Below are 20246 nucleotides of genomic sequence, written 5' to 3' on the forward strand. Positions count from 1 at the left end.
TCTCACGCAACGGTCCGATATTGCACGCCAACGGACGCCTATTGACGGAAATTCGGCAGCGCCCCTAGCGTCTATCCTTGACGGTAGTCATCGGTGACGCCACTCCACTTCAGTTGCACAACTCGCGCGTCCGCGAACCCAACCTCCACTTGGGCGTGTCGTGCAGAGAGGGAATCAGCAATGCCACAGCCGGAGCAGCTACCGGGACCCAACGCAGACATCTGGAACTGGCAATTGCAAGGCCTGTGTCGCGGCATGGACTCATCGATGTTCTTCCATCCCGACGGCGAGCGTGGCCGTGCCCGAACGCAGCGCGAACAACGCGCCAAGGAAATGTGTCGGCGCTGCCCCGTGATCGAGGCGTGCCGATCCCATGCGTTAGAGGTCGGTGAGCCCTATGGCGTTTGGGGTGGCCTGTCCGAATCCGAGCGCGACCTACTCCTCAAGGGCACCATGGGACGCACCCGCGGCATCCGCCGCACAGCTTAAGCCGCGCGAGCAGACGCTAAAGCCCCCGCACGCTCGGCGTGTCGGGGGCTTTTGCGTCTGCTGACCGGAGTTCAGTGCGCGTGCCCGTGGTGATGGTCGTGATCTTCTGCCTTGGCCGGCTTGTCGACCACGACCGTCTCGGTGGTGAGTACCATCCGGGCAACCGATGACGCGTTCAACACCGCCGACCTAGTCACCTTGACCGGGTCGATGACGCCGTCAGCGGCCAAGTCACCATAGCTCAGGGTGTTCACGTTCAGCCCATGCCCGGCGGGTAGCTCGCTGACCTTGTTGACCACCACCGAGCCGTCCAAGCCAGCGTTGGCGGCGATCCAGAACAACGGCGCGGCAAGGGCTTCGGAGAACACGTCGACACCGAGGACCTCGTCACCGGTCAGCGACGCACGCAGTTCGGTCAGCGCCTTGCGGGCCTGGTGGATGAGCGAGGCTCCCCCACCAGGGACGATGCCCTCCTCGACCGCGGCCTTGGCGGCCGCGACCGCATCCTCGACGCTTTCCTTGCGCTCCTTGAGTGCGGTCTCGGTGGCGGCACCCACCTTGATGACAGCAACCCCGCCGGCCAGTTTGGCCAGCCGCTCGCCAAGCTTTTCCCGATCCCAATCCGAATCGCTCTTGTCGATCTCGGCACGCAAGTGCTTCGCCCGGTTGGCCACCGCTTCTGCGGTGCCGCCGCCGTCGACAATGACCGTGTCGTCCTTGCTGACCACCACGCGTCGGGCCGAGCCCAGCACCTCCAAGCCCACCTCGCGCAGCACCATGCCGGCGTCGGGGTTGACCACCTGGCCACCCGTCACCACCGCCAGGTCCTCAAGGAACGCCTTACGGCGGTCACCGAAGTACGGCCCCTTGACCGCGACCGCTTTCAACGTCTTGCGAATCGCGTTGACGACCAGCGTCGCCAACGCTTCGCCCTCCACGTCTTCAGCCACGATCAGTAGTGGCTTACCCGTTCCTGCAACCTTTTCCAGCAATGGCAACAGATCGGGAAGCGAGCTGATCTTGTCTTGGTGCAGCAGGATCAACGCGTCCTCGAGCACCGCCTGCTGGTTATCGAAGTCGGTAACGAAGTATGCCGACAAGAAGCCCTTGTCGAAGCCGATACCCTCGGTGAACTCCAACTCGGTGCCCAGCGTCGAGGATTCTTCGACGCTGACCACGCCGTCGTGGCCGACCTTGCTCATCGCTTCGCCAACCAGGTCACCGATCTGCTCGTCGCGCGAGGACACCGTCGCCACCTGCGCGATGCCGGTCTTGCCGGACACCGGCGTGGCCGATGCCAGCAGCGCCTCGGATACCGCGTCGGCGGCCTTGCCGATTCCCACGCCGAGCGCGATCGGGTTGACGCCGGCGGCCACTAGCCTCAGGCCGCCCTTGATCAGTGCCTGCGCCAAGATGGTTGCGGTGGTGGTGCCGTCACCGGCCACATCGTTGGTCTTGGTGGCCACCGACTTCACCAGCTGGGCGCCCAAGTCTTCAAACGGATCTTCCAGCTCGATCTCACGTGCCACCGTGACGCCGTCGTTGGTAACCGTGGGTCCGCCAAACGCCTTGGCCAGCACCACATGCCGGCCGCGCGGCCCCAGCGTCACCCGCACGGTGTCGGCCAGCTTGTCCATGCCGACCTCCATGGCGCGACGCGCGGTTTCGTCGTATTCGATCAGCTTGCTCATCAGGCTCCTCTACGCAGGGCTAGTCCGCTAACGCATGCCGCCCCGGAAATCACCCGTGGTGAGCACGGGGATCGCCGGGGCGGAACACGCTCTACTACTTGGAAACGACGGCCAGCACGTCGCGTGCCGACAGGATCAGGTATTCCTCGCCGTTGTACTTGATCTCGGTGCCGCCGTACTTGCTGTAGATGACGGTGTCACCCTCCGCAACGTCCAGCGGGATCCGCTTCTCGCCGTCCTCGTCCCACCGGCCAGGGCCGACGGCAACGACGGTGCCCTCCTGCGGCTTCTCCTTGGCGGTGTCAGGAATGACCAGACCGGACGCGGTCGTGGTCTCGGCCTCGTTGGCCTGCACGAGAATCTTGTCCTCGAGTGGCTTGATGTTCACCTTCGCCACGATTGGAGCCCTCCACTATTTGGATCAGAGCCCGGGACGCTCGCCCGGACCGGAGTTGGCGGTCGGTCCGGGGCGTGCCCCGGAACCGTCCGAATTACCAGGTGATTCGGCATTCGTCCGCGCCCTCGCGCCGTCGTCGCGGGTGCCGACGCAGGGGTTAGCCGATTGCCATCTAGCACTCTATACATGAGAGTGCTAGCACTCAAGGGCGCCCCCTTGCTTCCTGGTTGCCAGCGTGTCCGGGTACGCCAGGTGCAATGTCCGGGTCACCGCACCTGCCCCTGCATCACGGGCAGACCCGGGTCACTGGGCACGTCCAGCGGCGACGGCGGCGCTCCCGCGGCCACCAGCTGCGCGGCGAACGCCGCGATCATCGCCCCGTTGTCGGTGCATAGCCGGGGACTGGGGATCCGCAACGTCCGGCCCGCCTCGCCGCAGCGCTGTGTGGCCAGCTCTCGCAGCCGGGAGTTCGCCGCCACTCCCCCCGCGATCAGCAGCGTTGAGACGCCTAGCGCAGTGGCGGCCCGTACCGCCTTCATGGTCAACACGTCCGCGACGGCCTCCTGGAATCCGGCGGCAATGTCGGCGGTACGGAAGCCCGGGTCAGCCGCGTGGCTTTCCACATACCGCGCGACGGCCGTCTTGAGCCCGGAGAAGCTGAACGCATAGCGGTCATCGGCCGGGCCACTCATGCCGCGCGGGAAAACGATGGCGTCCCGATCACCGGTGCGCGCCAGGTCGTCGAGCGCCTTGCCACCCGGATAGCCCAATCCCAGCAACCGGGCCACCTTGTCGTAGGCCTCGCCGGCGGCGTCGTCGACGGTGCTGCCCAGCTCGATGATCGGCTCACCGAGCGAGCGAACGTGCAACAGGTGGGTATGTCCTCCGGACACCAACAACGCCACACACTCGGGCAGCGGCCCGTGTTCGTAGACGTCGGCGGCCAAGTGCCCGCCCAGATGATTCACCGCATAGAACGGCACCCCCCAAGCAGCCGAATATGCCTTGGCCGCAGCCACTCCCACCAACAGGGCGCCCGCGAGCCCGGGACCGATGGTGGCCGCGACAATGTCTGGCTGTTTCAAGCCGGCGGCCGCCAGCGCGCGGCGCATCGCGGGACCCAGTGCCTCCAGGTGCGCACGGGAGGCAATCTCGGGGACCACGCCGCCGAACCGAACATGCTCGTCGACACTGGAAGCCACCTCGTCGGCCAACAATGTCACGGTGCCATCGGGATCGAGCCGCGCGATGCCGACACCGGTTTCATCGCAGGAGGTTTCGATGCCCAAGACTGTCGTCATGACGGGTCCCCCGAATCCCTACGCATCGTGTACGCGTCGGCGCCGCTGACCCGGTAATATCGCCGGCGCAAGCCGACCCGCTGGAATCCCACGCTGCGATACAGCGCAAGAGCGGCGTCATTATCGGTGCGGACCTCCAGGTAGACCACACCACCCCTGGCAAAGTCCAGCAGTTCGCGCAGCAACCGACGGCCGATGCCCCGCCCCTGGTAGGCCGGGTCCACGCCGATGGTGTGCACCTCGTACTCGAACGGCGGTGTTCGGCCCAACCGCGAGATTCCAGCGTAACCGACCAGCGTGCCACCGCTGCGCGCACCCACATAGTGGTTGTGCGGGCTGGCCAGTTCGCGGTTGAACGCCGCCGGCGGCCAGGGATCGTCACCGACGAACAGCTGGGCCTCCAGCTCGGCGCACCGCTGGGCGTCCGCGCGCGTCAGCGCGCCGATGGTGACGGGCTCGGTGTCGGCCGTCACGTGCAAACCGCCAGCGGCTTGGCATCCGGCCGGCGAAGATACAGCGGCACTAACGGCGCCGGCTTGTCGGCCCAGTTCACCGCGGCTACCAGACCCGCCGGCGACGGGCGGCTGGGCTCAACGCAGGGGAGCGCGAACAGCGCCGCGTGCTCCGGCGCACCGGCGACCGCCAATGCCGGGCCGGGATCGACGTCGGCCGCGGCATTAACGGCTGGTCCGACCGTACGAATCCCGTCGCAGTAGCGTGCCCAGTAGACCTCACGCCGGCGTGCATCGGTGACCACCAGCGTGTCACCGATGGTTTGCCCGCCGATGGCGTCCAGGCTGCACACGCCATACACCGGGATGCCCAGTGCGTGCCCGTACGCGGCGGCGGAGGCCATGCCTGCGCGCAGCCCGGTGAACGGGCCCGGACCGCAGCCCACCACGACGGCGTCCAGGTCGGCCATTGTGAGCGCGGCATCGGCAAGCGCAGCCAGCACGTTGGGAGTCAGCCGTTCCGCGTGCGCTCGGGCGTCGACGGTGACCCTCTCGCCCAGCACAACCAGATCATGACGCCGCACGATACCCGCCGTGACCGCCGGTGTAGCGGTGTCGATGGCCAAGACGGTGCTTATTTGCACGCGGCTCATGACCGGCCCCACGACCAAGTCGCGATCCTGGTGTCGGAGTGGCTAACCCGCTCCAGGCGGACGTCGAGGTGGCGCTGCGAGAGCCGCTCGGCCAGGCCCTCGCCCCACTCCACCACGACGACGGCGTCTTCAAGATCGGTGTCGAGGTCCAGTGAGTCCAGCTCACTCAGCAGGTCGGCGCTGTTGTGGTCCAGCAGTCGGTAGACGTCGACGTGGACCATCGCCGGCGTGCCCGGCCGCCGCGGCCGGTGCATTCGCGCCAGCACGAACGTCGGCGATGTGATCGGCCCCTCGACATCCATCGCCATGGCAATACCCTTGGCCAGCACCGTCTTTCCCGCACCGAGCGGACCGGAGAGCACCACCACGTCGCCAGCGCACAGCTGCTCACCCAGCCGGGACCCCAGCGTTAGGGTGTCCTCGACGCGCGGCAGCGTCGCCGTGCCGCCGCCCGTAAGCCCAGCCCTGGCTTTCGGTCGTCTGCGGATACCCTCACGGCTCAACGGTTTTCAGCCTCGCGATAGGTCCTGGTGATACGTCCTCGCGGGCTGGTGACCACTTCGTAGTGGATGGTGCCGACAAGATCGGCCCAGTCCTGAGCCGTGGGCTCACCCCGGATGCCCGGCCCGAACAAAATCGCCTCGTCGCCTTCGGCCACATCAAGCGGCCCGGGGCCCAGGTCGACCATGAACTGGTCCATGCAGATCCGCCCCACACCGGGGCATCGTCTGCCGTTGATCAGCACCTCCAGCCGCCCGCCCAGCGACCGGAACACGCCGTCTGCGTAACCGATCGGCAGCAGCGCCAGATTGGTGTCGCGTGGCGCGATCCATGTGTGCCCATACGACACGCCCTCCCCCGCACGAATCGATTTCACCAGCGCAACAGCACATTTCACGGTCATCGCCGGCACCAGCCCCATGTCACCGAGGGCGGGTACCGGGCTTAGCCCATACACCGCGATGCCCGGCCGCACCAGGTCGAACGTCAGGTCGGGGCGCGCCATAGTTGCTGATGAGTTCGATAGATGCGCCACCTCGAACCGCACCCCTTGTTCGCGGGCCTGCGCCAGAAAGGCGGTAAACCGTTGGGCCTGAACATCGTTGATGGAATCGTCAGGCTTGTCGGCGTAAACCATATGCGACATCAGCCCCCGCAGCCGGACGGCGTCCTCGGCCATGGCTTGGCGTAACGCGGTCAGCATGGCCGGGAATTGTGCCGGTCCCACGCCATTGCGGTTCAGCCCGGTATCCACCTTGACGGTCACCGTCGCCGTCCGGCCGGTCCGGCGCACCGCGTGCAACAGTTCGTCGAGTTGGCGCAGCGAGGACACCGCGACCTGCACGTCGGCCAGCAGCGCGGGCCCGAAGTCGATGCCGGGCGGATGCAGCCAGGCCAGCACCGGTGCGGTAATGCCATCAGCGCGCAGCGCTAGCGCCTCGTCGACGGTGGCGACGCCGAGTTCGGCCGCACCGGCTCCCAGGGCGGTTTGGGCGACGCGCGTAGCACCGTGACCGTAGCCGTCGGCCTTGACCACCGCCATCAGCTGCGCGTGGCCGGCGTGCTCACGCAGCACCCGCACGTTGTGTTCAATAGCGCCCAGATCCACCATGGCCTCGGCGAGGAGGCCAGGTGTCTGGGATATCGGTGTCATGGCCAACGAAGTCGTGCCCCGCCCATCTGTCGTGTCGTTTGGCTTTCCGACATTCTCCCAGAACCGTTTCACTGAGCAGTATTCCGGCCTGTGCCCGATTGCCCCGGGTCGCGGTGCTGGGCTGCAGCCGTGTCGGCGTGACTGTCCTGTGGCTCGGTGGTTGGTTGCCGATCACCCGGTGTTTGGCTCAGATTGCCGGTGCCGCATGATGGTTGGCGTCAATAGAGTGCGGATCGGCCGGCATGAATTGACGGGAGCGTAGCTTGACCGCGGCCCATCACCCGTGGCAGGAAACAGTTGCAGTGTGTACTATTCGCCCTAGACTGCCGCAGTTCCGGGGGAAGTGAACCTATTGCGCCCGTGCATCACTGCACGGGTATGGGCTTTGGCGGTCGCTTCGCACCATCAACGCCGACAGTGCGGACAGCGCAAACCGACGGCACACCCCTTGCACGGATGTGGGGTGTTTTTGAGATGGAGCGAAAGTAGGCGTGTCTTTTATTTTCACAACCCCCCAGGCATTGGACAACGCGGCTAAGTCCGTGTCGGGGATTCACGATTTGTGGCGCAAAGGACGCTAAGGCATCGATCCCGGTGGTCAACGCTATTTGAGCCCCCCGCTTCCGACCCGGTGTCGAATAGGGATGAGGCCGCTCCTCCGCCAGCACATGAGGCAGTATCACCAGATCAGCTTTCCGGCCATAGAGCATCGTCACCGGGTTAGGCATGGTTTAGGCAGCGCTTAGCTGAGAACGCCGAGGCGTGTCGGCTCGCCGAGGCCCAAAACAGCACAACCTTGCACTGATCTAGCTGAAGACCAAACCGGCACAGCAGACATTGCCATACGCGACAACAGCCGTCATCAACCGAAAGGAGCAAAGAACAAACAGATGCATCCAATGATACCAGCGGAGTATATCTCCAACATAATATATGAAGGCCCGGGCGCTGACTCATTGTTTTTCGCCTCCGGGCAATTGCGAGAATTGGCTTACTCAGTTGAAACGACGGCTGAGTCGCTCGAGGACGAGCTCGACGAGCTGGATGAGAACTGGAAAGGTAGTTCGTCGGACTTGTTGGCCGACGCGGTTGAGCGGTATCTCCAATGGCTGTCTAAACACTCCAGTCAGCTTAAGCATGCCGCCTGGGTGATCAACGGCCTCGCGAACGCCTATAACGACACACGTCGGAAGGTGGTACCCCCGGAGGAGATCGCCGCCAACCGCGAGGAGAGGCGCAGGCTGATCGCGAGCAACGTGGCCGGGGTAAACACTCCAGCAATCGCAGACCTCGATGCACAATACGACCAGTACCGGGCCCGCAATGTCGCTGTAATGAACGCCTATGTAAGTTGGACCCGATCTGCGCTATCGGATCTGCCCCGGTGGCGGGAACCGCCGCAGATCTACAGGGGCGGGTAGGTCCAAGAGGCCGGCGCGGTCTTGCAGGCCAGCAACAATGCCACGGTCGACCAGGCCCATCGCTTCCGGGCCCGCACGACACACCGCGGTTTCAGATGAATCAGGCGTTTCACACCATGGTGAATATGCTGCTGATCCGTTTACACGTCAGGTTCGACTGATCTAGCTTCAGGTTCGACTGATCTAGCTGAAAACCAAACCGGCACAGCGACATTACCATACCTGACAACAGCCGTCACCAACCGAAAGGAGCAAAGAACAAGCAGATGCATCTAATGATACCCGCGGAGTATATCTCCAACGTAATATATGAAGGTCCGCGTGCTGACTCATTGTATGCCGCCGACCAGCGATTGCGACAATTAGCTGACTCAGTTAGAACGACTGCCGAGTCGCTCAACACCACGCTCGACGAGCTGCACGAGAACTGGAAAGGTAGTTCATCGGAATGGATGGCCGACGCGGCTTTGCGGTATCTCGACTGGCTGTCTAAACACTCCCGTCAGATTTTGCGAACCGCCCGCGTGATCGAATCCCTCGTAATGGCCTATGAGGAGACACTTCTGAGGGTGGTACCCCCGGCGACTATCGCCAACAACCGCGAGGAGGTGCGCAGGCTGATCGCGAGCAACGTGGCCGGGGGTAAACACTCCAGCAATCGCAGACCTCGAGGCACAATACGAGCAGTACCGGGCCGAAAATATCCAAGCAATGGACCGCTATCTAAGTTGGACCCGATTTGCGCTATCGAAGCTGCCCCGATGGCGGGAGCCGCCGCAGATCCACAGGAGCGGGTAGGTCCAAGAGGCCGGCGCGGTCTTGCAGGCCAGCAACAATGCCGCGGTCGACCAGGCCCATCGCTTCGCTGCTCGCACGACACACCGCGGTTTCAGATGAATCAGGCGTTTCACACCATGGTGAACATGTTGCTGACGTGTTTTGCATGTCAGGAGAAACCGAGATGACGATCAACAACCAGGTGAGCGACGCTGACACCCACGGCGCCACCACCGGCGCCCCTGTCGACCGCCACGTAATTCCCCAGGGGTTGGCGTCACGTAATTCCCCAGGTGTGTGCCTCAGTGGTAGGTCTTAGCGGCCCGTGTGGGCGTTGTCTAGCTGGTGGTGCGGCCGGGTCTCTTGCGGGGTCGGTAGCTGGGTCCGTCCATGAGGATTTGGTGGCTGGTGTTGATGAGCCGATCCAGGAGTGATTCGGCGACGACGGGGTTGGGGAACAGGCCGTACCAGTTATTCGGTGCGCGGTTGCTGGTCAAGATCAGCGGTTTGCCAGTGATGGCGCGGTCGCTGATGAGCTCGTAGAGGTCATCAGCGTGCATGGCGGTGTGCTCACGCATCGCGAAGTCGTCCAGAATGAGCACGAGCGGCTTGGTGTATTCGCGGATGCGTTGGCCCCAGGATCGGTCGGCGTGCCCGCCGGCGAGGTCGGAGAGCATGCGGGAGGTTTTGGCGAAGCGCACGTCGCCGCCGCGGCGGGCCACGGCGTGGACAAGTGCTTGTGCTACATGGGTTTTTCCGACGCCGACCGGGCCGTGGAGGATGACCGATTCGCCGGCATCCAGCCAGCGCAGCGCGGCCAGATCGCGCAACATCGCACCGGGCAGTTTCGGGTTGGCAGTGAAGTCGAAGTCTTCGAAGGTGGCTTGGGCTTCGAACTTGGCGCGGCGTAATCGTCGTGTCAGGGCGGCGGACTCGCGGCGGGCGATCTCGTCTTCACGCAACGCTTGCAGGAATTCCAGATGCCCCAGGTCGCCGTTGCGGGTTTGGGCCAGGCGGGCGTCGAGGGTGTCGAGCATGCCGGACAGTTTCAGGGTACGTAGCGCATTACGCAGCGCCGGATCACAGATAGACATGGATGCTTCTCCTTGAGAATAGCGATGTGGATTGTGTCGGGATGGTTCGGGATTCCGCTGTGAGATCAGGCGACGGGGTGTGTCGGTGCCGAACTGTTCAGGGCCGCGCAGGAACGCCCCCAGCGGTGCTTGCCGGACTACTGGTGGTCGGCTCGTTGGCGGCGTGTTCGGTGCCGGCAACAAGGATGCCCTTGATGGTGCGATAGCTCGGGTCGCCGACCTCGATGGCGCGGGCGCAGGCGGCCTCCAGCCGGTCGCAGCCGTGTTTGTCGCGTAGCCCGAGCACGCCTTGGGCCGACCGTAGGTGGTGGATGGCGTTGTCGCGCATGAATTCGGCGATCACTTGCTGGCTGGCTGGGCCGACCAGTTCGGCGGTGTGTCGACACCAGGTCGGGGTGCGCATGTGGAAGGCGATCTTCTCCGGTGGGTAGTGGGAGAAGTCGGTGGAGCGCCCGCTGGGTCGGCGCACATGGGTGGCCACCACATCGTTGCCGGCGAAGATCTGCACCACATCACCGGCGGTGCGCGCGTGCAGGCGTTGCCCGATCAGCCGCCACGGCACGGAATAGAGTGCCTTGCCAACTTTGAGGTGCGTGTCCACCCCGACGGTGCCGATCGACCAGCTGGTGAGTTCAAATGCCCTGGGCGGCAATGCGATCAACGCTTGTTGCTCCACAGCTTCGAACATCCGCAGGGGTTGGGCGCCCTCCAAGGCACGTAAGTACCGAAGCCCGGCCACTTCGGTGCTCCAGGTGACCGCCGCCTGCTGCATCTGGGCCAGCGAATCGAACTCGCGGCCTTTCCAAAACGAGTCCCGCACATAGGTCATCGGCCGCTCCACGCGGGGTTTATCTTTGGGTTTTCTGGCGCGGGCCGGGTCGACCAGCGTGGCGTAGTGGCTGGCCAGCTCGGCGTAGGAGCGGTTGATCTGCGGGTCGTACAGGTCGGGCTTGTCCACCCCGGTCCTGAGGTTGTCACACACTAGCCGCGCCGGCACCCCGTCGAAGAATTCGAATGCGGCGACATGGCAAGCACACCAAGCGGTTTGGTCCATCCGGATGACCGGACGCACGAACAGGTGTCGGGAGAACGCCAGCACCATCACGAACGCCCACACCGCGACCCGGCGCGCGGTGGCCGGGTCGAACCACATGCCCAGCCGCCCGTAATCGATCTGCGCCTCACTACCCGCATCGACCGGTCCGCGCGGCACCGTGACTCTCTCGCGGGCCACCTCCTCGGCGAAATGCGTTGCGATCCAACGCCTCACCGACGACTCCGACGCCGCCACCCCGTGGTCGTCACGCAGCCGTTGGGCTATCGTGGCCACCGTGACATCGGCATCCAGCCAGTCCTTGATCCGATCATGATGCGGCGCGATCAGCGGCCACGTCGACGCCCGCGCCGCCGGATCATTCAGGAAACCACCCGCCGATCAACTCCGCCCACTGCTCGGCGCTCAGCGGCTCCCCACCGGGCTCGATACCGGCGGCGATCGCCGGCGCCGTATATTTGCGGACCGTCTTGCGATCGATGCCCAGCGACTCCGATAACCGGACCTGAGAGCGGCCCGCGTGCCAGTGGGTCAACAACTCGACCAAATCGAGCATCAAGATACTTCTCCTCGCCATCAGCGCCCTTCCATCCGTCAGCCGACGGATGCAGAGCGAACCTTGCAGCAAGGCCCACACCGGGCAGACACACCGCCCATGGTGGGGAATTACGTGACAGCCGGGGTGGGGAATTACGTGACGGACAACCCCTCAAACCTGGGGAAATACGTGACCGCTGACACACAGGTATTGACAATTGCTCATTCAGGCTCAAATTGCCTGTGCCGCATGATGGTTGGCGTTAAAGCGTGAGGACCTGCCGGATGAATTGACGGGAGCGTAGCTGTGACCGCGGTCCCGTCACCCGTGGCAGGAAACAGTTGCAGTGTGTACTATCCGCCCTAGACTGCCGCAGTTCCGGGGGAAGTGAACCTATTGCGCCCGTGCATCACTGCACGGGTATGGGCTTTGGCAGTCGCTTCGCACCATCAACACCGACAGTGCGACAGCACAAACCGACGGCACACCCCTTGCACGGATGCGGGGTGTCTTTGAGAGGGAGCGAAGTAGCCGTGTCTTTTATCTTCACAACCCCCCAGGCACTGGACAACGCGGCTAAGTCCGTGTCGGGGATTCACGATTTGTGGCGCAAAGGACGCTAAGGCATCGATCCCGGTGGTCAACGCTATTTGAGCCCCCCGCTTCCGACCCGGTGTCGAATAGGGATGAGGCCGCTCCTCCGCCAGCACATGAGGCAGTATCACCAGATCAGCTTTCCGGCCATAGAGCATCGTCACCGGGTTAGGCATGGTTTAGGCAGCGCTTAGCTGAGAACGCCGAGGCGTGTCGGCTCGCCGAGGCCCAAAACAGCACAACCTTGCACTGATCTAGCTGAAGACCAAACCGGCACAGCAGACATTGCCATACGCGACAACAGCCGTCATCAACCGAAAGGAGCAAAGAACAAACAGATGCATCCAATGATACCAGCGGAGTATATCTCCAACATAATATATGAAGGTCCGGGTGCTGACTCATTGTCTGCCGCCGCCGAGCAATTGCGACTAATGTATAACTCAGCTAACATGACGGCTAAGTCGCTCACCGACAGGCTCGGCGAGCTGCAGGAGAACTGGAAAGGTAGTTCGTCGGACTTGATGGCCGACGCGGCTGGGCGGTATCTCGACTGGCTGACTAAACACTCTCGTCAAATTCTGGAAACCGCCTACGTGATCGACTTCCTCGCATACGTCTATGAGGAGACACGTCACAAGGTGGTACCCCCGGCGACTATCGCCAACAACCGCGAGGAGGTGCACAGGCTGATCGCGAGCAACGTGGCCGGGGTAAACACTCCAGCAATCGCAGGACTCGATGCACAATATCAGCAGTACCGGGCCCAAAATATCGCTGTCATGAACGACTATCAAAGTACCGCCCGGTTTATCCTAGCGTATCTGCCCCGATGGCAGGAGCCGCCGCAGATCTACGGGGGCGGGGGCGGGTAGGTCCAGAAGGCCGGGGCGGAACCTGTCAACATTTCTGAGACACGATTTTCGGGGATTTATTGAGTCGGCTGGTCCTCCTTCGGTGGTGGGTTGATCGCGCTGAAGGCCGGTAGCGCGGGTGGCTCGGGTGGTTTGCGAACGAATCCGCTCGAGGTGGTCTCGGTAGGCGGTGTCCAGAACGGTGGCGCGGTGCCGGCGGATCTGATCGGCGCGGCCGTAGTGCACGTCGGCGGGCGTGTGCAGTCCGATGCCGGAATGCTTGTGTTCGTGGTTGTACCAGCCGAAGAACCGGTCGCAGTGCACCCGGGCCGCCTCGATCGACTCGAACCGTTTCGGGAAGTCGGGCCGGTACTTGAGGGTCTTGAACTGGGCCTCAGACAACGGGTTGTCGTTGCTGGTGTGCGGGCGTGAGTGCGACTTGGTGACACCGAGGTCGGCCAGCAGCAGTGCCACCGGTTTGGAGCTCATCGACGAGCCGCGGTCGGCGTGCAGGGTCAGCTGGTCGGCGCTGATGTGCTGGGCGGCAAGGGTTTGCGCGATCAGCCGCTCGGCCAAGACCTTCGACTCACGCGAGGCCACCATCCACCCGACCACGTAGCGGGAGAAGATGTCGAGGATCACATACAGGTAGTAATAGCTCCACTTTGCTGGGCCACGCAGCTTGGTGATATCCCACGACCACACCGAATTCGGCTGATGAGCAACCAACTCTGGCTTCACCGCAGCCGGGTGGGTGGCCTGGCGGCGGCGATCACCGGTCTGGCCGCGCTCACGCAGCAGCCGATACATCGTGGACTCGCTGCACAGGTAGATGCCCTCGTCGAGCAGCGTGGCATATACCACCGCCGGCGCCATGTCAGCGAAGCGCTGCGAGTTCAGCACCGCCAGTACGTGCTCACGTTCGGCCGCACTCAGCGCCCGCGGCTGCGCGCTCTCCCGCGGTCCCGACGGGTCGGTCACCGCCGTGCTGGTGAACGTATCCGATTGTGCCGACAACCGTTTCGAGTGGGCCCGGTAGTAGGAGGCCGGCGCACGACCGGTCGCCGCACACGCGGCCCGAACCCCGATCAACGGGATCATCTCCTCGATGGCCGTGTCGATCACGCTCAGCGCTCACTCTCGCACATCGCCGCGCTGTCGGCTCAGAGCCTCTCCAAGAGCGCGGACAGTTCCCCCTGCACACGGATCACCTCGCGTGCGGTGTCGAGCTCGGCGCGCAGCCACGCGATCTCGGCGTCAGCGGCATTGGCGCCGGCCTTGCCCGGCTTGGGGCCCCGCCGCGCCGACAGCGCCGCCAACGCCCCCCGATCACGCTGATGGCGCTATTCGGTCAGCAACGACGAATACAGGTTCTCCCGCCGCAAGATCGCACCCCTTTCCGTGCGATCGGCGCGGTCATACTCATCAAGGATCGCCAGCTTGTACTTCACGGTGAACGTACGCCGCTGCGCCCGCTCAGGCACCTGAGGATCAGGCACCTCGTCCACGGTGACCGACGAACCCCGTCGGCCAGTACCAGCCCTATTAGTCAACCTCGTTCTCTTCGTACTCGCCCTCAGGCTCAGTAAACATCTCCACTCGCAGTGTCTCACTCAAGGTTGACAGAGAGGGTCGGCGACGCGGTCCCACTGAGCGCCGACCTCCTCAGGGTCGGTGTGGGCGAAAATCGTCTTGACCGCCACGGTCACCGCCGGGGCGTGTTTGGCCGCTACCGCGGTGTACAGGTTTCGCATGAAATGCACCCGGCAACGCTGCCACGACGCCCCACTGAACTGTTGTGCCACAGCGGCTTTCAGCCCAGCATGGGCATCGGAGATCACCAGATGCACCCCGGTCAGCCCACGCGCTTTCAGTGAGGCCAAAAACTCACGCCAGAACTCGTAAGACTCGCTGTCACCCACAGCGGTGCCCAACACTTCGCGGGTGCCGTCGATGGACACCCCGGTGGCCACCACCAGAGCCTGAGACACCACGTGCGCCCCGACACGCACCTTGCAGAAGGTCGCATCGCAGAACACATACGGGAACTCGGTGTGGGTCAAGCTGCGGGTCCGAAACGCCTCGATCTCGGTGTCCAGACCGGCGCAGATGCGTGAGACCTCGGATTTAGACACCCCGGCCTGCACGCCCATCGCGGCCACCAGATCATCGACACTGCGCGTCGACACCCCGTGCACGTAGGCCTCCATGATCACCGCGTGCAACGCTTTATCGATGCGGCGGCGCCGCTCCAAAAGCGACGGGAAGAACGAACCGGCCCGCAGCTTGGGGATCTGCACCTCGATATCGCCGGCCGTGGTCGACACTGTCTTGGGCCGGTGCCCATTGCGGTGCACGATGCGCCCATCGGAGCGCTCGTAGCGGCCTGCACCGATCGCCTCGGTGGCTTCGGCCTCGATCAACGCCTGCAACCCGGCACGGATCAGCTCGGCAAACACCGCCGAGGCATCAGCAGCTTCACTCGCGTTACGGACCGCTCAGTTGCTTCCCCCAACGGGGCTTTCGACGCTGGGCTTCGACCCTGCCCGTTTCCAAACCAAGCGGCCAGCCTGCTACCGGGCCTCCTGACAGCTACCCGGACCGGACTCCCACCGGCAGGCGACGACGAGCTTTGATCAGGTCATGACCTAAGACATCACCTCCTGATCACTGGGCGCACCGGCTGCAGTACTAGTGCGCGAAATGCTGTGCGTCGAAGTGGCCACCCGGCTTGACCTTGTCCAGGGCAGCCAACGCGGTGACCGCGTCGTCGTGCAGGGCCCGCGCCAGGTCGGCGGAGAGTCCTTCCCGAACCACGATCCGCAGCACCGCCACGTCGGTGGCGTTGTCCGGCATGGTGTAGGCGGGCACCTGCCACCCGAAGGTCCGCAGCTCATGGGAGACGTCGAACTCCGTGTACCCGCGGTCGCCGGCGAGCCGGAAGCTGACCACCGGGATCGCCGAACCATCCGAGATCACCTCGCAATGATCCACCTCGCGCAGCTGGTCACCCAGCCACCGGGCGGTGTGCGACAGCGCCTGCATCACCTTGGTATAGCCGTCGCGCCCCAGCCGCAGGAAGTTGTAGTACTGGCCCACCACCTGGTTACCGGGACGGGAGAAGTTCAGGGTGAAGGTCGGCATGTCGCCGCCGAGGTAGTTGACCCGGAAAACCAGATCCTCCGGCAGGTGCTCGGGCCCGCGCCACACGACAAACCCGACGCCGGGATAGGTCAGCCCATACTTGTGGCCGCTGACGTTGATCGACACCACGCGGGGCAGCCGAAAATCCCATACCAGGTCCGGATGCAAAAACGGCACCACAAAGCCCCCACTGGCCGCGTCGACGTGTACCGGGACGTCCACACCCCCGCCAGCCGCCAGTTTGTCCAGCGCGGCGCAGATCTCGGCGATGGGTTCGAGTTCACCGGTATAGGTGGTGCCCAAGATCGCCACCACGCCGATGGTGTTCTCGTCGACGGCGGCGAGCACCTGCTCGGGGGTGATGACGTAGCGGCCCCGCTCCATCGGCAGGTAACGGGGTTCGACGTCGAAGTAGCGGCAGAACTTCTCCCACACCACCTGGACGTTCGAACCCATCACCAGATTGGGCATGCGCCCCTTCCAAGACCCCACCCGTTGCCGCCAACGCCATTTCAGGGCCAGCCCACCCAGCATCACCGCCTCGCTGGAGCCGATGGTGGACACCCCGGTGGCGCTGGTGGGGTCGTGGTCGCGCAGACCCTCGGCGTGAAACAGGTCGGCGACCATGGACACACAGCGCGCCTCGATGGCCGCGGTCGCCGGGTATTCGTCCTTATCGATCATGTTCTTGTCGAACGTCTCGGCCATCAGCTTTTCGGCCTCCGGGTCCATCCAGGTGGTCACGAAGGTGGCCAGATTCAGCCGCGAGCTACCGTCGAGCATCAGCTCGTCGTGGATGAAGCGATAGGCCGCCTCGGGATCCATCGACTCATCGGGCATCCGCAGCGCCGGCACCGGTGCGGTGAACATCCGACCGGTGTAGGCCGGAGCGATCGAATGCGCGGGCACGGACGGGTGACTGCGAGACACGGCGGATCCTTTCCGGGCTTGTTGCGGACTGGCAGGACTACAGGGCAGCCAGAGCGGCCCGAATGTGGCCGCTGATGCGCGACGCCGACGTGGGCGCATCGCCGGGGCCGGGATCGGCGGCCGCGGCCGCCGATGCCCGGGCGTGCACGAACGCCGCGGCCGCGGCCGCCTCCCCAGACGGCAATCCCGACGCCAGCAGCGCACCGATCATCCCGGACAGCACGTCACCGGACCCGGCGGTGGCCGCCCAGGACTGGCCGGCCGGATTGAGATAGACCGGGCCGCCGGGATCGGCGATGACGGTGACATTGCCCTTGAGCAGCACGGTGGCGCCCAGCGCGTCGGCCAGCTGGCGGCAGGCCCCCACGCGGTCGTCACCGGGCGGCGCCCCGGCCAGCCGGGCGAACTCACCGGCGTGCGGCGTCAAGACCGTCGGGGCGTTGCGGCCCGCCACCAGATCGGGGTGGTCCGCCAGCATGGTCAGCCCGTCGGCGTCGACCAACACCGGCAGGTCGGTGTCCAGCGCGAACCACAACGCGGCGGCCCCGGCTTCGTCGGTGCCCAGGCCCGGCCCGACGACCCAGGCCTGCACCCGCCCGGCCGCCGCCGGGGTGGGCGAGGCGATGACCTCCGGCCAGTGCGCGAGGACTTCCGCATGGGCGGTCCCGGCGTAGCGGACCATGCCGGAGGTGGCGGCGACGGCCGCCCCGGTGCACAGCACGGCCGCACCCGGATACGTCGACGACCCGGCCAGCACGCCGGTCACGCCCTGGGTGTATTTGTCGTCGCGGGGACCGGGCACCGGCCAGCGCGCGGCCACGTCGGTAGCCTCGAAACCCAACACGTCGGTGTGCGCCAGGTCCAGCCCGATATCGACAAGGACGACGCGGCCGCAGTCGGCCAGCGCGTGCACCGGTTTGAGCCCGCCAAAGGTGACGGTCAGCGCGGCGTGCACGGCGGGGCCGGTGATCGCCCCGGTCGCCACATCGATGCCGCTGGGGATGTCGACGGCGACCACCGGTATGGCGGCGGCCTGAACCGCGGCGAACACCTGCGCGGCCGCCGGTCGCAGCGGCCCCGAGCCGGAGATGCCGACCACCCCGTCGATGACGAGATCGGTCGCCGCCGAGACACTCTCGACGAGGCGACCCCCGGATTTGGTGAACGCCGCCAGCGCCTTGCGATGCGTGCGGTCCGGGTTGAGCAGCACCGCGTCGGCGGCGGCGCCGCGGCGTCGCAGGAACGTCGCCGCCCACAGCGCGTCGCCACCGTTGTCGCCGGATCCGACGACCGCGCACACCCGGCGGCCGACCACCCCACCCGTGCGAGCGGTCAACTCACGGCCGATCTCGGTGGCCAGCCCGAAGGCCGCGCGTCGCATCAGCGCACCGTCGGGCAGGCTGGCCAACAGGGGCGCCTCAGCCGCGCGGATGGTGTCGACAGAGTAGTAGTGGCGCATCTCAGGCCCGCCGTCCTCGGGTGCCGCGCCTGTGCAGCAGACTTTTGATTCTGGCCGGATTCCACAGCCGACCGTCGCGTTCCCGGGCCATCGGATAGAACAGCAGACCAATCAGGATGGACGCGAAGTGACCGACCGCGGTGAAGTCCAGCTCGGCTTTGTCCATCGCGATCAGCGGAAAACCAAAGATGACCAGCAGCACCCCGAGATAGCCCCAGCGCCACGGTTTGGCGATGTGATAGGTCAATACCGCCATCACACCGACCAGGAAGTAGCTGACCCCGATATCACGAGCGTGCACCATCCTTTCGGAGGCGTCTCGGTGCTGGATCGCCAGATAGAGCAGGCCTTCGCTCAAATAGGTGGCACCGATGTGAGCGGTCAATCCCACGGTGAGCCAACGCAAGTGGCCGAGCCAATGCTCGGCGGGCGCTAGGAACAGGGTGAACAGCAGCAGGTACGGTTCCAAATTCCGGCCGTCGATCCACAACAGGCTGGAAAACAGCACCTCGAGCGGATCGCGCCCCAACTCGGCGATGTTGGTGGACCGGTGCAGGAGCACGAAATGCAGCTGGCTCCCGGTGAGATTGTTCTGGATGATCGTGGTGATCACCAACACGACCAGCCAGGCATAGGTCAACGGGGCGTTGCTGACGAAGTGCCACACCGCGAGCGCCCACGATCGCAGCCGTGCCACCACCGATGCGTCCGCCACGGGTCAACACTTACATGGTTTCGTCGACGTCAGGCTTCAGGTGCCACCACCAGCAGAGGATATACAGCACCATCGAGGTCACCAATGCGACGACCACCCAGAGTACGACCGTGACGTCGATCCAAAATCCGATTGGGGGCGCGTCGGGAAGCGCATTGCGCAGCGGTATCACCGCAAAAAGCATTGCCGCATACCACGTTGTCATCGGCGGCTGGAATTGCCGCCGGCCACGTGCGGTTTGAACCGCAACGAACAGGCCCACCCCGGCCAGCGCGATCAACACACCGACGATGACGGTGCCGAATGCCACGCTGCTCGGCGATCGGTGCAACCCCACTCGGTACGGGGCAGGCACATTGGCGTCGCCGACACCGGAAATGTCGACGTTCCAGCCCGGAAGCCGGTCGACGAATGTCACCGACACACGTTCCGGCGCGTGCGCGGCTCCGCGGTAGAGCTGGACCGTGATCGGCCCCGAACGGTAGTGGTCGAACGGCCAATTCGCGGGATCCCCGGAGATGGTCAGCGGGACGGGAAAGACGCCGGGCAGCGAACCACTCGACCAGGTGCGCTTGGTAGGCGTTACCACGGATGTGACCGTGACGGTGAGGTCGTCCTTGAGGCCCTGGGTTTGCGAATCCAGCAGCTCAGTCCCAGGTGACACGGCGAGGTTGGCAACCAGCACGCCCTTGATCGTCTGAAGCTGCTCGACGTGCAGGGTCACCGTGGTCCCGTCGGCCGTCGGCCGACCGTGGGCGACTTCATGAGGTCGGCCGAGGCCGGTGCTGTGATACAACGCGATCACGGTGACGTAGGCCGCAATCACGAGCACCAAACCGACAACGACTCTCAGGATGCGTCCCAACTCGCTACCCGCCCACTTGTGCGTTCCGGCCCGGAAATTGTAACCGCGGGACCCCTCCGTCAGCGGATGCCACCGCCAGGCCACGTGATTGTGCGACAGCCGCCATCTTCCTGTGGTAGGTGATCATCGCCGTCAACTCCGCACCCAACGTCTCCGCGGTCGCC

Annotated in this window: 20 protein-coding genes and 3 other annotated features; of the genes, 4 read left to right on the top strand and 16 right to left on the bottom strand. The window is 64.8% G+C overall.

The genetic code is table 11. The features are described from left to right. The first annotated feature begins 180 nt into the window (after positions 1-180). The gene (gene whiB3 / locus Rv3416; protein ID NP_217933.1) at positions 181-489 is read left to right on the top strand and encodes a redox-responsive transcriptional regulator WhiB3; all 309 of its coding nucleotides are present in this window, start codon (positions 181-183) and stop codon (positions 487-489) included. A 71-nt stretch (positions 490-560) separates the two neighbouring features. On the opposite strand, the gene groEL1 is transcribed toward whiB3, so the two are convergent. The 8 genes from groEL1 to Rv3424c all read right to left on the bottom strand — a co-directional run bounded on the left by groEL1 (position 561) and on the right by Rv3424c (position 7365). Beyond that, positions 561-2180 carry a chaperonin GroEL gene (groEL1, locus tag Rv3417c; RefSeq protein NP_217934.1) on the bottom strand — a complete coding sequence of 540 codons (1620 nt, stop codon included), beginning with the start codon at positions 2178-2180 and terminating at the stop codon, positions 561-563. Between the two features lie 94 nt (positions 2181-2274). Next, the gene (gene groES / locus Rv3418c) at positions 2275-2577 is read right to left on the bottom strand and encodes a chaperonin GroES (protein ID NP_217935.1); all 303 of its coding nucleotides are present in this window, start codon (positions 2575-2577) and stop codon (positions 2275-2277) included. 266 nt (positions 2578-2843) lie between these two features. Further along, a complete protein-coding gene (gene gcp / locus Rv3419c) occupies positions 2844-3878 on the bottom strand; it encodes an O-sialoglycoprotein endopeptidase (RefSeq protein NP_217936.1) in 1035 nt (344 codons plus the stop codon). Continuing rightward, positions 3875-4351 (bottom strand): ribosomal-protein-alanine acetyltransferase RimI, encoded by a 477-nt coding sequence (gene rimI, locus Rv3420c; protein ID NP_217937.1) that lies wholly within the window; start codon positions 4349-4351, stop codon positions 3875-3877. The genes gcp and rimI overlap by 4 nt, the downstream gene beginning before the upstream one ends. Continuing rightward, complete coding sequence (locus Rv3421c) at positions 4348-4983, bottom strand: hypothetical protein (protein ID NP_217938.1); 636 nt, start codon at positions 4981-4983, stop codon at positions 4348-4350. The genes rimI and Rv3421c overlap by 4 nt, the downstream gene beginning before the upstream one ends. After that, a complete protein-coding gene (locus Rv3422c) occupies positions 4980-5486 on the bottom strand; it encodes a tRNA threonylcarbamoyladenosine biosynthesis protein (RefSeq protein NP_217939.1) in 507 nt (168 codons plus the stop codon). Before Rv3422c ends, Rv3421c begins: the two co-directional genes overlap by 4 nt. Next, positions 5483-6709 carry an alanine racemase gene (gene alr / locus Rv3423c; RefSeq protein NP_217940.1) on the bottom strand — a complete coding sequence of 409 codons (1227 nt, stop codon included), beginning with the start codon at positions 6707-6709 and terminating at the stop codon, positions 5483-5485. The genes Rv3422c and alr overlap by 4 nt, the downstream gene beginning before the upstream one ends. 293 nt (positions 6710-7002) lie before the next feature. Beyond that, positions 7003-7365, bottom strand: coding sequence for a hypothetical protein (locus tag Rv3424c; protein ID NP_217941.1), 363 nt, complete (start codon positions 7363-7365; stop codon positions 7003-7005). Between the two features lie 162 nt (positions 7366-7527). On the opposite strand from Rv3424c, the gene PPE57 reads away from it, so the two are divergent. Further along, positions 7528-8058, top strand: a complete 531-nt coding sequence (PPE57, locus tag Rv3425; RefSeq protein YP_177971.1) for a PPE family protein PPE57 — start codon at positions 7528-7530, stop codon at positions 8056-8058. Positions 8059-8324: 266 nt separating this feature from the next. Next, the gene (PPE58, locus tag Rv3426) at positions 8325-9023 is read left to right on the top strand and encodes a PPE family protein PPE58 (protein ID YP_177972.1); all 699 of its coding nucleotides are present in this window, start codon (positions 8325-8327) and stop codon (positions 9021-9023) included. Between the two features lie 150 nt (positions 9024-9173). Here the strand turns inward: PPE58 and Rv3427c are convergent, their stop codons facing one another. Continuing rightward, positions 9174-9929, bottom strand: coding sequence for a transposase (locus Rv3427c; protein NP_217944.1), 756 nt, complete (start codon positions 9927-9929; stop codon positions 9174-9176). After that, positions 9177-11259 (bottom strand) — a mobile genetic element (IS1532, len: 2083 nt. Insertion sequence IS1532.). (Overlaps the previous gene by 753 nt.) Beyond that, positions 10027-11259: a transposase gene (locus Rv3428c; protein NP_217945.1), complete on the bottom strand. Its 1233-nt coding sequence runs from the start codon at positions 11257-11259 to the stop codon at positions 10027-10029. (Overlaps the previous feature by 1233 nt.) A gap of 1194 nt (positions 11260-12453) precedes the next feature. On the opposite strand from Rv3428c, the gene PPE59 reads away from it, so the two are divergent. After that, positions 12454-12990: a PPE family protein PPE59 gene (PPE59, locus tag Rv3429; RefSeq protein YP_177973.1), complete on the top strand. Its 537-nt coding sequence runs from the start codon at positions 12454-12456 to the stop codon at positions 12988-12990. Here the strand turns inward: PPE59 and Rv3430c are convergent. The 6 genes from Rv3430c to Rv3435c all read right to left on the bottom strand — a co-directional run bounded on the left by Rv3430c (position 12931) and on the right by Rv3435c (position 20082). Continuing rightward, on the bottom strand, positions 12931-14094 hold the full coding sequence (locus Rv3430c; RefSeq protein NP_217947.1) for a transposase: 1164 nt from the start codon (positions 14092-14094) through the stop codon (positions 12931-12933). The two genes, PPE59 and Rv3430c, sit on opposite strands and share 60 nt — an antisense overlap. Further along, positions 12933-14095, bottom strand: a mobile genetic element (IS1540, len: 1163 nt. Insertion sequence IS1540.). (Overlaps the previous gene by 1162 nt.) A 37-nt stretch (positions 14096-14132) precedes the next feature. Beyond that, complete coding sequence (locus tag Rv3430a) at positions 14133-14288, bottom strand: hypothetical protein (RefSeq protein YP_009030046.1); 156 nt, start codon at positions 14286-14288, stop codon at positions 14133-14135. A gap of 296 nt (positions 14289-14584) precedes the next feature. Beyond that, positions 14585-15429 (bottom strand) — a mobile genetic element (IS1552, len: 845 nt. Insertion sequence IS1552.). 231 nt (positions 15430-15660) lie between these two features. Further along, complete coding sequence (gadB, locus tag Rv3432c) at positions 15661-17043, bottom strand: glutamate decarboxylase GadB (RefSeq protein ID NP_217949.1); 1383 nt, start codon at positions 17041-17043, stop codon at positions 15661-15663. A 37-nt stretch (positions 17044-17080) separates the two neighbouring features. Beyond that, positions 17081-18502 carry a bifunctional ADP-dependent (S)-NAD(P)H-hydrate dehydratase/NAD(P)H-hydrate epimerase gene (locus Rv3433c; protein NP_217950.1) on the bottom strand — a complete coding sequence of 474 codons (1422 nt, stop codon included), beginning with the start codon at positions 18500-18502 and terminating at the stop codon, positions 17081-17083. 1 nt (position 18503) lies between these two features. After that, the gene (locus Rv3434c) at positions 18504-19217 is read right to left on the bottom strand and encodes a transmembrane protein (protein NP_217951.1); all 714 of its coding nucleotides are present in this window, start codon (positions 19215-19217) and stop codon (positions 18504-18506) included. A gap of 10 nt (positions 19218-19227) precedes the next feature. Then, on the bottom strand, positions 19228-20082 hold the full coding sequence (locus tag Rv3435c; protein ID NP_217952.1) for a transmembrane protein: 855 nt from the start codon (positions 20080-20082) through the stop codon (positions 19228-19230). Between the last annotated feature and the right edge of the window lie 164 nt (positions 20083-20246).

It is taken from the genome of Mycobacterium tuberculosis H37Rv (assembly GCF_000195955.2).
GTDB lineage: Bacteria > Actinomycetota > Actinomycetes > Mycobacteriales > Mycobacteriaceae > Mycobacterium > Mycobacterium tuberculosis.

Excerpts from the sequence above, each read along its gene's own strand:
- Rv3424c (NP_217941.1), bottom strand. The coding sequence starts at position 7,365 with ATGCCTAACCCGGTGACGATGCTCTATGGCCGGAAAGCTGATCTGGTG.
- gcp (NP_217936.1), bottom strand. The coding sequence starts at position 3,878 with ATGACGACAGTCTTGGGCATCGAAACCTCCTGCGATGAAACCGGTGTC.
- whiB3 (NP_217933.1), top strand. The coding sequence starts at position 181 with ATGCCACAGCCGGAGCAGCTACCGGGACCCAACGCAGACATCTGGAAC.
- Rv3427c (NP_217944.1), bottom strand. The coding sequence starts at position 9,929 with ATGTCTATCTGTGATCCGGCGCTGCGTAATGCGCTACGTACCCTGAAA.
- PPE58 (YP_177972.1), top strand. The coding sequence starts at position 8,325 with ATGCATCTAATGATACCCGCGGAGTATATCTCCAACGTAATATATGAA.
- groEL1 (NP_217934.1), bottom strand. The coding sequence starts at position 2,180 with ATGAGCAAGCTGATCGAATACGACGAAACCGCGCGTCGCGCCATGGAG.
- Rv3433c (NP_217950.1), bottom strand. The coding sequence starts at position 18,502 with ATGCGCCACTACTACTCTGTCGACACCATCCGCGCGGCTGAGGCGCCC.
- PPE57 (YP_177971.1), top strand. The coding sequence starts at position 7,528 with ATGCATCCAATGATACCAGCGGAGTATATCTCCAACATAATATATGAA.
- PPE59 (YP_177973.1), top strand. The coding sequence starts at position 12,454 with ATGCATCCAATGATACCAGCGGAGTATATCTCCAACATAATATATGAA.
- Rv3421c (NP_217938.1), bottom strand. The coding sequence starts at position 4,983 with ATGAGCCGCGTGCAAATAAGCACCGTCTTGGCCATCGACACCGCTACA.